Annotated in this window: 14 protein-coding genes and 1 rRNA gene; 2 read left to right on the top strand and 13 right to left on the bottom strand. The window is 38.8% G+C overall.

Going from position 1 to position 11,714, the window contains the following annotated elements:
* Positions 1 to 66: ribosomal RNA gene (locus ACQKMR_RS27350) — 16S ribosomal RNA — on the bottom strand; the annotation flags it as partial.
* Between the two features lie 281 nt (positions 67 to 347).
* Positions 348 to 584: a hypothetical protein gene (locus tag ACQKMR_RS27345; RefSeq protein ID WP_427700084.1), complete on the bottom strand. Its 237-nt coding sequence runs from the start codon at positions 582 to 584 to the stop codon at positions 348 to 350.
* Between the two features lie 132 nt (positions 585 to 716).
* Here ACQKMR_RS27345 and pdaB point away from each other — a divergent pair, with 132 nt between their 5' ends.
* Complete coding sequence (gene pdaB, locus ACQKMR_RS27340; RefSeq protein WP_427700083.1) at positions 717 to 1,469, top strand: polysaccharide deacetylase family sporulation protein PdaB; 753 nt, start codon at positions 717 to 719, stop codon at positions 1,467 to 1,469.
* A gap of 131 nt (positions 1,470 to 1,600) precedes the next feature.
* Here the strand turns inward: pdaB and ACQKMR_RS27335 are convergent, their stop codons facing one another.
* Positions 1,601 to 2,278 (bottom strand): KinB-signaling pathway activation protein, encoded by a 678-nt coding sequence (locus tag ACQKMR_RS27335; protein ID WP_427700082.1) that lies wholly within the window; start codon positions 2,276 to 2,278, stop codon positions 1,601 to 1,603.
* 137 nt (positions 2,279 to 2,415) lie between these two features.
* Between ACQKMR_RS27335 and gerD the strand changes: the two genes are divergently transcribed.
* On the top strand, positions 2,416 to 3,021 hold the full coding sequence (gerD, locus tag ACQKMR_RS27330) for a spore germination lipoprotein GerD (RefSeq protein ID WP_427700081.1): 606 nt from the start codon (positions 2,416 to 2,418) through the stop codon (positions 3,019 to 3,021).
* A gap of 36 nt (positions 3,022 to 3,057) precedes the next feature.
* Here gerD and ACQKMR_RS27325 read toward each other — a convergent pair whose 3' ends face one another.
* From ACQKMR_RS27325 to rplQ, 10 genes are all read right to left on the bottom strand, one after another.
* Positions 3,058 to 4,116 (bottom strand): P-loop NTPase, encoded by a 1,059-nt coding sequence (locus ACQKMR_RS27325; RefSeq protein ID WP_427700080.1) that lies wholly within the window; start codon positions 4,114 to 4,116, stop codon positions 3,058 to 3,060.
* A gap of 149 nt (positions 4,117 to 4,265) precedes the next feature.
* Positions 4,266 to 4,982, bottom strand: coding sequence for an N-acetylmuramoyl-L-alanine amidase CwlD (gene cwlD / locus ACQKMR_RS27320; protein WP_427700079.1), 717 nt, complete (start codon positions 4,980 to 4,982; stop codon positions 4,266 to 4,268).
* A gap of 86 nt (positions 4,983 to 5,068) precedes the next feature.
* Positions 5,069 to 5,494, bottom strand: a complete 426-nt coding sequence (locus ACQKMR_RS27315; RefSeq protein WP_427700078.1) for a DUF2521 family protein — start codon at positions 5,492 to 5,494, stop codon at positions 5,069 to 5,071.
* A gap of 929 nt (positions 5,495 to 6,423) precedes the next feature.
* Positions 6,424 to 6,816 carry a 30S ribosomal protein S9 gene (gene rpsI, locus ACQKMR_RS27310; protein ID WP_034304957.1) on the bottom strand — a complete coding sequence of 131 codons (393 nt, stop codon included), beginning with the start codon at positions 6,814 to 6,816 and terminating at the stop codon, positions 6,424 to 6,426.
* A gap of 20 nt (positions 6,817 to 6,836) precedes the next feature.
* Positions 6,837 to 7,274, bottom strand: a complete 438-nt coding sequence (rplM, locus tag ACQKMR_RS27305; protein WP_034304960.1) for a 50S ribosomal protein L13 — start codon at positions 7,272 to 7,274, stop codon at positions 6,837 to 6,839.
* A gap of 267 nt (positions 7,275 to 7,541) precedes the next feature.
* Positions 7,542 to 8,282 carry a tRNA pseudouridine(38-40) synthase TruA gene (truA, locus tag ACQKMR_RS27300; protein WP_427700077.1) on the bottom strand — a complete coding sequence of 247 codons (741 nt, stop codon included), beginning with the start codon at positions 8,280 to 8,282 and terminating at the stop codon, positions 7,542 to 7,544.
* A 16-nt stretch (positions 8,283 to 8,298) separates the two neighbouring features.
* Positions 8,299 to 9,096: an energy-coupling factor transporter transmembrane component T family protein gene (locus ACQKMR_RS27295; RefSeq protein WP_427700076.1), complete on the bottom strand. Its 798-nt coding sequence runs from the start codon at positions 9,094 to 9,096 to the stop codon at positions 8,299 to 8,301.
* Positions 9,096 to 9,962 (bottom strand): energy-coupling factor ABC transporter ATP-binding protein, encoded by an 867-nt coding sequence (locus tag ACQKMR_RS27290; protein ID WP_427700075.1) that lies wholly within the window; start codon positions 9,960 to 9,962, stop codon positions 9,096 to 9,098. Before ACQKMR_RS27290 ends, ACQKMR_RS27295 begins: the two co-directional genes overlap by 1 nt.
* On the bottom strand, positions 9,938 to 10,777 hold the full coding sequence (locus ACQKMR_RS27285; protein WP_427700074.1) for an energy-coupling factor ABC transporter ATP-binding protein: 840 nt from the start codon (positions 10,775 to 10,777) through the stop codon (positions 9,938 to 9,940). Before ACQKMR_RS27285 ends, ACQKMR_RS27290 begins: the two co-directional genes overlap by 25 nt.
* A 376-nt stretch (positions 10,778 to 11,153) precedes the next feature.
* Positions 11,154 to 11,516, bottom strand: coding sequence for a 50S ribosomal protein L17 (gene rplQ, locus ACQKMR_RS27280; RefSeq protein WP_053349048.1), 363 nt, complete (start codon positions 11,514 to 11,516; stop codon positions 11,154 to 11,156).
* Between the last annotated feature and the right edge of the window lie 198 nt (positions 11,517 to 11,714).

Here is an 11,714-nt window from a genome sequence, read left to right as displayed (position 1 = left end):
CTCGACTTGCATGTATTAGGCACGCCGCCAGCGTTCGTCCTGAGCCAGGATCAAACTCTCCGAAGAAATGTTTGACTTGCTCATTTTGCTTTTTTTATAGTGTGTGCTCACTTTTAAAAATTTACGTTGGCGCTTTGTTTTGTTCAGTTTTCAAAGAGCAATTTGTTTCGCTTTATCTCTTAGCGACATTTAACATCTTAACATCTTATCTCTGCTTCGTCAATAACTTTTTTCAAAAGTTTTTTTCGTTCTTTTTTAAAAGCTTTTATCTTGCAGGAACTTTTATAATATACCAGCGTATAAATTAATAGTCAATAGATTTTTTAAATATAATTCACTTTTAAAAATCAGTAGTGTTTCTTCTCATTTAAATTAGATTTCACTCTCATATAAGTAAGGCATTCCTTTTCCGTACTTAACCTTTTAAACAACTTGAAAAGGATATTATATTTTTCGTCTATAGCTCTTTTTACTATGTAATCGATTCTGTCATCTTGTAAATCAAATAATATTTCATCCATCTCTCTTTTTAAGAGGTACTCTAGTTCCTTCTTTTCTTTTTCATTAATCAATAAGCCAAGCATAATTAACACCTCCATCAGTCATTTTTCCCATTCGTCTTTATTTTATGAATTTTTTATATGGATTTCTTTGCATAACGGAACAGCCTCTGCATAAATATGAAGACAAGAGCTTTTGGACAAGGGGATGGATTAATGAAATTTTTCATGGTGCTTCAGGCAAAGAACATCAAACATTATTCGTTAATTTTACTTACGGCACTTTTTACCGCTTGGTTCCTTTTTGTGCAAAACATTCTTCATTCACCTGTTTTTTCTACCGAAGATGGACCAAAAGCGGTTTATAAAGGGGAAAAGAATGTCGCCATCACATTCAATATTGGCTGGGGTGATGAAAAAGCATCCCCGATTTTAAAGACATTGAAAAAAGAAAAGATTAAGTCTGCCACCTTCTTCCTTTCCGGATCTTGGGCAGAACGCCACCCTGACATAGTGGATGAAATTGAAAAAGAAGGCTATGAAATCGGAATGCTTGGGTACGATTACAAAGATTATTCCGATCTGGATGACCAAGAAATCATCCGTGATATTTCAAAAGCACAGGAAGCTTTTAAAAAACTAAATGTTAAAAATATCGAGCTTTTACGTGCTCCCACTGGACACTTTGATAAGCGCCTCCTGAAAATCAGTGAAAGATTCGGCTATACAGTGGTTCATTGGAGCATCGATTCAAAGGATTGGACTAACCCAGGTATTGATCGAATTGTTCATAACGTTAACAAAGCTCAAAAGGGAGATATCATCTTATTACACGCTTCTGACTCAGCAAAACAAACAAATAAAGCATTGCCTGAACTAATAGATGAACTTCGCTCCAAAAATTTAAACTTCGTTAACGTTTCAGAGATGATCTCTAATTCATCGGCAAGCAGTGAAGAAATCCGGTAACATCATTTACTAATTAACACAAAACCACGAAAAAACTGCGTCCTAAGGGTCTTCCTTAACCTCTAGGACGCAGTTTTTATATGTAGAATTTCTTATGTATTCCGCTTTCCAATAAGGTTAGCACTTTTACATTACTTCCCTAATTCTCCTGCTTTTAATTTCTTTCCCTTTGCTTGAGTTTGCATCCGTGTTTTTTTACTGGCTAATTCTTTTTGTGAACGATTGATTAATTTGCTTAAAACTAATAATTGATAAGCATTGCATACTAGCAATGGAAACAGCATGAAGTAGAGCCAACCCTCATCATTAGTTCTTAGTACAGGTACCCACTCTAATACTGTGACCACAACCATGAAAAACATCGCCGGAATAAATGACTGTTTATTCGTTTGTTTCATTTTAAAATAGGCGGTGATCAACGCTGCAGCTAATACTACCAGTGCTAACACGATGTAGGAACTAATCCCCTCACCTGAACCAAAATTAAGATATCGTAAATAGACTAGATCAAATACAACGAAAAGAATAAGTACAAGTTGTACCGCATTCCATAAGGAAGCACTTTTAAATATCCCTAGACCGAAACGATGAATCGTTAAGTAGGCAAAAAAACCAGCTTGGCTTATGACACTAAAAATTAATCCGACACCGAATAACCATATAAACGTTGAAAGAATGGCACTGATATCAAAAGAAGAAAAATAAGGCTTAAACTCACTCCAACGAGCTAAGAACCCTACAACTCCGCCCGTTACACCACCGATAAGCAATGTTGTTAAAAACAATTTAACTAAATTACGGCTGTTCATTGTTTTCCTCCATAAATTTGTATTTCATTTCCTTAATTGTACCAACCAAATTTGGAAAAATCCACTTATTCTCCTAGGGGATAATATTGTCGATTGGAACCATATTAACAATAAGAAGGATGAAAGGGGCCCTGCGTATGAGAGTGGGAGTTGCTTTGCTTTTCATGTCATTCTTACTCGTTTGTTCCGGTTGTACGCAGAATGGAGCAAGCGCAGATAAAATGGAGTATGAAGAGACAAAGAAAATGGTCGTCGATATTTTAAAAACAGACAATGGAAAAAAAGCCATCCAGGATATCATTTCTGATGAGAAAACGAAAACTGAACTTATTATGGACTCGGAGATAATTAAGAAATCCATTGAAGATACGGTCACTTCAGATAAAGGGAAGGAATTTTGGAAAAAGGCCTTTAAAGATCCTGAATTTACCGCTGCCTATGCTAAAGCTTTAAAAGATGAACATAAAAAGGTATTGAAAGAATTAACCAATGATCCTCAGTATCGAGGAATGCTTATTGAAGTTCTAAAAGAACCTGATTTAGAAAAAGAAATGAATAAGTTACTGAAGACCAAAGACATGCGGGCCATCTATAAAGAAGTAATCATAGAAACAATGGATAGTCCTTTAGTTCAAGCGAAGATCCAAGAAAGATTGGATAAAGCCGTAACAAAAGCAGCTGAAAAGGCTACAAAAGCGGAATCGGGTGAAAAAACAGAGAAAAAGAATAAGGATAAAGAATAACAAAAGACTGATTCCAATTGGAATCAGCCTTTATTTTTATTGCAACTTTTCAATGACTTTTTTTGCAATATCTTCATAAATTTTGCCTAATCTATGGTCTGCTGCATAAATAGAAGGTGCAAAATCTTCTTCGTTCCAATCTGGCTGTTGCAAAGGAAGTTGCCCTAAAACTTCTGTACGTAGTTCTTCTGCAAGCTTTGCACCGCCGCCTTTACCAAATACATATTCTTTTTCACCCGTCGTTTTACTCTCGAAGAACGACATGTTTTCAATGACACCAATGACTTCATGTTCAGTCTTAATGGCCATCGCGCCCGCTCTTGCTGCAACAAATGCTGCAGTTGGATGCGGTGTAGTTACGATAATCTCCTTACACGAAGGAAGCATCGTATGCACGTCTAACGCAACATCGCCTGTACCCGGTGGTAAATCAAGGACTAAATAATCTAACTCTCCCCATTCTACTTCGTTAAAGAAACTGTTCAGCATCTTACCTAGCATCGGTCCTCTCCAAATAATAGGCGCATTATCTTCTACAAAGAAGCCCATTGAGATAACCTGAACACCAAAACGTTCTACAGGAATAATTTTCTCTCCGCGCACCACCGGTCTTTTTGTAATACCCATCATATCTGGTACGCTAAATCCATAAATATCAGCGTCCACAAGTCCAACCTTTTTACCAAGTCGTGCAAGTGAAGTAGCAAAGTTCACTGAAATAGTGGATTTACCAACTCCGCCTTTACCACTAGCAATCGCAATAAATTGCGTCTTGCTATTTGGTCCAAGTAGTCCTTGATCCACTTCATCCTGTGGTATATTGTCACGATGCTTGGATAACTCTTCTTCAGAAAGTTCTGTGAAACGAATCCCTACAGATTCCGCCCCGCCTTCTTTCAGCAAGTTTACCACTTCATTTTGCATTTGCATTTGCTCGGCAGTCCCTGTTTTTGCGATGGCAAGTTTAACGCTTACATGATTTTTTTCAGGCTTTATTTTCACTTCAATAATTCCATTTGTTTCTTCAAGGCTTTTATGTAGAAAAGGGTCTTTAAGATCCTTTAATAAATTCAGTACTTTCTCTTCAGTTAACAAGTCGAGCACCCCTTTAAATTCGTTTTATTATCCCATTTTAGTATAACATACCACGTAAATAAAGCTTCTTATCTGCCCTTTAAATGAGCTCCTGACTTTTATCTCAATAATAAAAAGGCCTTGTACCTTACAAGACCCGAACACGAGAATCACTCTTGATCTGAAAGTTTTTTCTCTGTGAAATATCGTAAAATCCCCATATAAATCGAACTTGCAATCTTTTCTTGATACCCATCACTTATAAGGCGTTCCCTTTCCTCCGTATTAGAAAGAAAGCCAATTTCAACAAGCGCCCCTGGTTTCTTCGTATAATTCATCAAATACACATTATTAATCGTTTTTGCATCTCGCTTTGTATTTTCTAGGTTTCTTATGATTTCCGCCTGAATAAACTTTGCCACCTGTTCATTTTCCTCAAACCTTTTCGTATAAAACGTTTGAGCTCCTTTTGATGATGCTGACGGAAAAGAATTTAAATGAATACTTAAAAATAAATCCGCTTCAGAATCATTAATCATTTCAACCCGATTTCGTAGGTCTTCCTGTTTACGCTGACGAATCCCTTTTGTATCCCCCTGTGCCAGATCCTCATCTTTCTCACGGGTCATAATGACAAGGGCACCCTGTTCCTGTAAATAGTCCCTTACCTTTAACGAGACAGAAAGGGCAATTTCTTTTTCCATTACCTCTTGTACATTTGCTCCGCCATCCATACCTCCATGTCCTGCATCCAGAACGATCACCTTACCCGCCAAGGGAAGGTTCCAGGAGTCCCAAGAATCATTTTCAACAAATTTGAAAGTTACAATTAAAAAAAGGACAAACAATCCCATAGCGATTCCTGTATATTTTAGCTTTCTACGCATGAACGTTCCCCTTCCACTAGTCCCTATATCTAAAAGTATGGGACAAACCATGGAATTAGAACAAGGAATGGATACTTCGCTCCTTCTTAGTGCAACTTCATTTTATATCGCTTTTCACCCGTTTTAAAGCCATCCATCCACCATTCACCTACAAACCCTTCACAGCAATAAAACAAACCTTCATTGTAAGCGTTATTTGCCGTCACTTCCCGCCAATACAAAATAAAATTAAAAAGGGTATCAATCAAAAATTTCTCTTCCCTCCAGCACCTGGCCCTTACATCCTCCTCCGACTCACCATAATAGCCAAACTTACTATAGTTAGCTCCCAATAAATAGGCCTCAATGGCAACATCAAAATACCCTTCCTCTAACACCTCCATGAAATCCTGTCCAAAGTAACGCTGAATCCTCCCCTTCATATCCTCGATTGAAAGTTCCCTAAGTAACCTTCGTTCAAACTTCAACTGCCGCTCCCTTTGCATCTCCTGTAAACCTAAAATCACAGCCATCATATCACCTCCGGGGTCAGACCCCATTTCCCAAATTATTTCCCAAGTAATATGTAGTTTTTGCGTTCTATCATGAACCATTCATTTATACAGTTGGCAAAAATTAATGAGGATAGTTTTAGATATGTTTATTAAATCCAATAATATCAAAATTAACATTTGAAGACTGAAGTGGGGGAATTGTACCTCAAACCTATTTTACCGACAAATTAGACATGATTTTTCGCTAAAGTAATCAAGGATTATCATCAAAAATTTGTTAAGCGTAGCCTTTGAGGTTACGCTATTTTTTTTACCACTAATAGATTTCTTCTTATTATGAAGTATAACTATCATCCGGTAACTCGCTTCCTCGGGTTGCTTCTCGAGGCTGTACCTGTCACCGTGGGCCGCTCACTGCTAGCGTCTCATAAAAACTCCTTTATACAACCGGTGTACTTCATTCATATTCCCCAACAATAGTTTTGTTTTCTTAAGGGATTTTTCAAAAGACCGTATTTCGTTATTAACCCTTAGGTGGTTTCAAACACCCAAAATGAAAGAACAAAAGTGTTTTATTAGTTAAGACGCATTCCCCTTACTCACCTAAAAAAATGGCCTATACGGCAAAATGAATCGAATATAGCTAATCTAAATTACACGACCTATAATAATAGGTAAGAGCCCCCTCTTCGATTGGAATATTCAAATAAAGGGCGCCATTTAGCAATCTTCCTGGATAGTGCTCAATCAAAATAGAGCGTGTATAAAGAGTAAAAGAGTGCACGCATGGATGTTACCACAGCATAGAGGTATTTAATAGAGATGACATTAGAGAGCTCCAAAAGTACTTTAAGCTATGATAGTGGTGATATACGCGTGGGCAAAAAAATTTCACAAAAAAAGACCCCCAACCAAAATGGTTGAGAGCCTTTGAAACGGTAATAGAATTAACGTTTTGAGAACTGAGGTGCACGACGTGCGCCTTTAAGACCGTATTTTTTACGTTCTTTCATACGTGGGTCACGAGTTAGTAAACCAGCAGTTTTAAGAGACGGACGGTATTCTGGATCAACTTGAAGCAATGCACGAGCGATACCGTGACGGATTGCTCCAGCTTGACCAGTGTATCCACCACCGCTAACGTTTACTAAAACGTCGTAATTTCCAGTAGTTTCTGTTGCAACTAGTGGTTGGTTAACAACTTCACGTAATGCTGCGAAAGGAATATATTCATTAATGTCACGACCGTTAATAACGATGCGACCTTCGCCTGGTACTAAACGTACACGAGCTACTGAGCTCTTACGGCGACCAGTACCATAATATTGAACTTGTGCCAAGATAGTAACCTCCTTAGTAATTATCCGCGTAATTCGTATACTTCTGGTTGTTGAGCAGCGTGTGGGTGCTCAGCTCCAGCGTATACGTGTAATTTTTTATAGATTTGACGACCAAGAGAATTCTTTGGAAGCATACCTTTGATAGCAAGTTCAAGCATTCTCTCAGGGTAGTTTGTACGCATTTCAAGAGCAGTTCTAGTTTTAAGACCGCCTGGATGCATAGTGTGACGGTAATAAATTTTGTCAGTCAATTTTTTACCAGTCAAATGGATTTTTTCAACATTGATCAGAATTACATGATCACCAGTGTCAATGTTCGGTGTAAAAGTTGGTTTATGTTTACCACGTAAGATGGATGCTACTTCAGTAGAAAGGCGACCCAAAGTTTTGCCTTCAGCGTCAATCACATACCATTTACGTTCTACTTCATTAGCTTTCGCCATAAATGTCGTACGCATGGTTAACCTCCTAAAAAACTTTTTAATTTTTTATATTTATTTTCAATCACAATAAACTTCCGGGGCTTATCGTGGGATTAAAATACATACCATATTATATTAACTTCTCCCAGTTTCATTGTCAAGGGAATGTTACACTAGGATAAGTTGTCTATAAAACACTTTCTACAACTCAATAAAAAGATCAGTAGCGCCTCAACCCGCTTTACTATTGATCTTTAGCATTTTGTTACTTGTAAAAAAACTGGTATCATACTTACAATATTTTTATTTGTAAAATACTTTCCATAAATACAGTCCATGACCTGGTGCTGTTTTCCCAGCAAAACTGCGGTCTTTCTTGTCTAATATCCCAATTATATCTCGAGGTGCTATTTTGCCGCTCCCGACATCTAGAAGCGTCCCAACTAAGATACGCACCATATTATACAGAAACCCTTCCCCAACAAAGCGAAAAACCATAAATCCATCAGTCTCATCAAAATCCATTTCTTGAATAGTTCGGACTTTATCGACCACTTCTGTCTTTGCCGAACAAAAACTTGTAAAGTCATGGGTCCCTATTAAATAGGAAATGGCTTCCCTCATTGCCTTCTCATCCAATGGATAGGGATAATGATAGGCTAAATTGCGTTGAAACGGATCCCGCAATTTTGAACGGGCAATAATATATCGGTACTCCTTGCCAGTCGTATGAAACCTTGCATGAAAATCTGCAGGCACAATCTCAACTTCCAAAACGACGATATCGCTTGGAAGAAGAGCGCTGAACGCCTTGACCCAATTTTCAGTAGGAAATGTAAGCGGTGATTCAAAATGAATGACCTGCCCCTTTGCATGAACCCCTGAATCTGTCCGGCCTGAAGCTGTCACTTTTACAATTTCACCCTTATGCATTTTGGCTAGGACTTCCTCAAATTCACTTTGTATCGTTCGTTTCTCAGGTTGCACCTGATAACCTGCGAAATCTGTGCCATCATAAGCAATCACACATTTATATTTTGGCATATAGTACTCTTCCTTATTATGAACGTAATAAAAATAACATGACCGTAAGAGCACCTAGAGAGACCATCAACAGGCTGTCACTAGTCTTCCAATTTAATTGACGGTATTTTGTACGGCCTTCCCCACCACGGTACCCTCTGGATTCCATGGCTGTTGCCAATTCTTCTGCCCGTTTGAACGAGCTCACAAATAATGGGACAAGCAGCGGTACAATCGATTTAACCCTATCCCTTATTGGGCCTGATGAAAAATCAACTCCCCTTGCTGTTTGTGCCTTCATGATTTTTTCGGTTTCTTCCATTAACGTTGGAATGAAGCGAAGGGCAATGGACATCATCAATGCTAGTTCATGAACCGGCATCTTCCATTTTTTTAAGGGCCCCAACAACTCTTCCATTCCATCAGTAATGGATATCGGCGTTGTGGTCAACGTTAATAGAGACGTAACCAGAATTAGTAAGGTAAACCTTATGGATATAAATAACCCTTGAATCAGGCCACCTTCGTAAATTTCAAACCAGCCATATTTAAAAAGTACTTCTCCTTCTTTTGTAAACAGGATATGCAGTAAGAATGTAAAGACGATTAAGAAAAAGATAGGTTTTAATCCATTATAAAGATAGCGAAGCGGAATCTTAGAAAGACTAATCAACAGTACGGTAAATACAGCAAGCAAAGAGTATGAAACGACATTATTCGCCAAAAAAACGACGCATACAAACAGGAATACCAACAGTAGCTTAGCTCTTGGGTCCATTTTATGGATCACAGAGTCAGAAGGGACATAACGCCCGATAATCATTTTATCCTGCATTAGCGGTTCCCCCGTTTCATCGCTTTATCGATTTCTACCGCTAAATCCTCGATATTAAGACAAGGGTGATCAAAACGAACACCTAGTTCCTTCTGAAGCTTGAGCTGAAAACGAACTGTATCAGGTACATCAAGACCAAGCTCTAGCAATTGCTCAGGCTGGGAAAAAATCTCCTGAGGAGTTCCTTTTTTAAACACCGTACCCTGGTGCATGATAATGATGTCATCCGCATACTTAGCTGCATCCTCCATGCTATGAGTCACCAGAATTGTTGAAATGCCGCGTACTTTATGCAAATCATAAAACATGTCCATAATTTCTTTCCGTCCTCGTGGATCAAGTCCGGCTGTAGGCTCATCTAGTACCAGTACTTCTGGTTCCATAGCCAGTACACCTGCAATGGCTACCCGTCGCATCTGACCACCGGATAAGTCAAATGGAGATTTTAGTAGGATCTCCTCACTTAATCCAACTTGTACAATGGCTTTCCTTGCTAATTTCTTAGCTTCAACTTCAGAAATCCCAAAATTCATAGGCCCGAAACATATATCCTTTTCAACCGTTTCATCAAATAGCTGATGTTCCGGAAACTGAAAAACAATCCCGACCTTTTGTCTAATCGGCCGTAATAATTTTTCCTTTCTTCCAGCTTCTATCGTCCGGTCTCCAATGAAGACTCGCCCCTTAGTCGGTTTTAAAAGAGCATTTAAATGCTGCAGTAACGTTGATTTACCAGAACCTGTATGGCCTATAATCGCAGTATAGGTTCCCGATTCCATTGAAATATTAACATCATGAAGGGCTAGATGTTCAAAGGGCGTATTGACCTGATAGCGGTATTCTACATCATCGAGTGTAATTCGCATAAATCCTTCACCAACTCTTCCTCTGTCAAATGCCCATTCACAACACGAACACCATTTTTTTGCAACTCTTTGGTTAGCTTTACCGAAAAGGGAATATCCAGACCAAGAGCAATTAATTCTTCCTCTAATTCAAAAATATCTTGAGGAGGCCCTTCGCGATATAGCTGACCTTGATTCATGACTATCATACGATCAGCTTTCGCAGCTTCCTCAAGATCATGGGTAATCGATATAACTGTAATCTCATTTTCCTGTTTTAATTCTCTCACAGTTTCAAGCACTTCTTCACGGCCTCTTGGGTCAAGCATAGAGGTTGCTTCATCTAAGATGATGATATCTGGCTGTAAGGCAATAACACCTGCTATGGCCACTCGTTGCTTTTGACCGCCGGATAGATGGTGCGGCTCTTGATTAAGAAAGGCATTCATTTTAACCTTATTCAACGCAACATGAACACGCTCCACCATAACCTGCTGAGAAACACCGGCGTTTTCTAAACCAAAAGCCACATCATCCTGAACTGTAGTGCCTACAAATTGATTATCTGGATTTTGAAAAACCATACCAATTTTCTGGCGTACATCCCAAACTGTTTCTTCCGTCATTATTTGATCATTAATCTTAATCGTACCTGAGTGGGCGAACTGAAGACCATTCAATAACTTCGCTAATGTCGACTTGCCGGAACCATTATGGCCAACTATCGCAAGCCACTCCCCCTGATAAATATCAAAAGAAACATCATCTAAGGCGTTTCGAGACTGACCCTCATATCTAAAAATAATATTCTCTAAAGAAACCAGCTTCTTCCCCATGTGGCCCTCCTCATCCTCGACTGCACTCATCTTATCTTAACTCTGCTGAATTAACATAAATAAACAATGAAATATCAGTATTATTCTTCTGAAAATATAAAAAAACGCTGCACCCCTTCCACCGAAAGAATTTTCGGTAAATTAAGAGCAGCTTACAGCAGGCCTGTTACGAAAAACAGGTTATCTTATAATCGCTTATAAAAAGCGGGAAGGGATGCTTGAGCTAGACGTGAAGGCTCCCTGTAGAACAGGTTACGCCAGCCATCGTAACACTCAATGCGAATTTCTAAAAAAACAAAATTTCTATAAAAAAATAGAAAAAGGGCAAAGAACAAGTGAGTATATTCATTTGCCCCGCCCTTTTTCATCGTTGTTATTAAACTAATTCAATAACCACGACTGGTGCACCGTCACCGCGGCGTGGACCAACTTTCATGATACGAGTGTATCCGCCTTGACGTTCTTCATAACGTGGAGCTACGTCACTGAATAGCTTATGAAGGGCATCTGTACCATTCTCAGCGTCAGCGATTTCGTTACGGATGAATGCTGCAGCTTGACGGCGTGCATGCAAGTCACCACGTTTACCAAGAGTGATCATTTTATCTACTACAGAACGTAATTCTTTTGCACGTGCTTCAGTAGTTTCAATGCGCTCATGGATAATAAGATCCGTAGCTAAATCACGAAGTAATGCTTTACGTTGTGCGCTAGTGCGTCCTAACTTTCTGTAACCCATTAGAGATTCCCTCCTTTGTTGAAGTTCTATATTGTGTGTCTATTACAAGGCTCACAACATTTCCTCTAACACTTTTTTAAGTTCTTCGCCCATTTCCGCCCAACCATACAGATAAAGGAATTTGTTACCAGAACCTACTCCAGTGATATCAAAACCTTGAAAGGAATTATTGGGTCTTGTCAGTCCTGTAAAATTTGT

This window comes from Peribacillus sp. NPDC096540, assembly GCF_050278525.1.
GTDB lineage: Bacteria > Bacillota > Bacilli > Bacillales > DSM-1321 > Peribacillus.
This window is presented reverse-complemented; position numbering and strand designations above follow the sequence as displayed.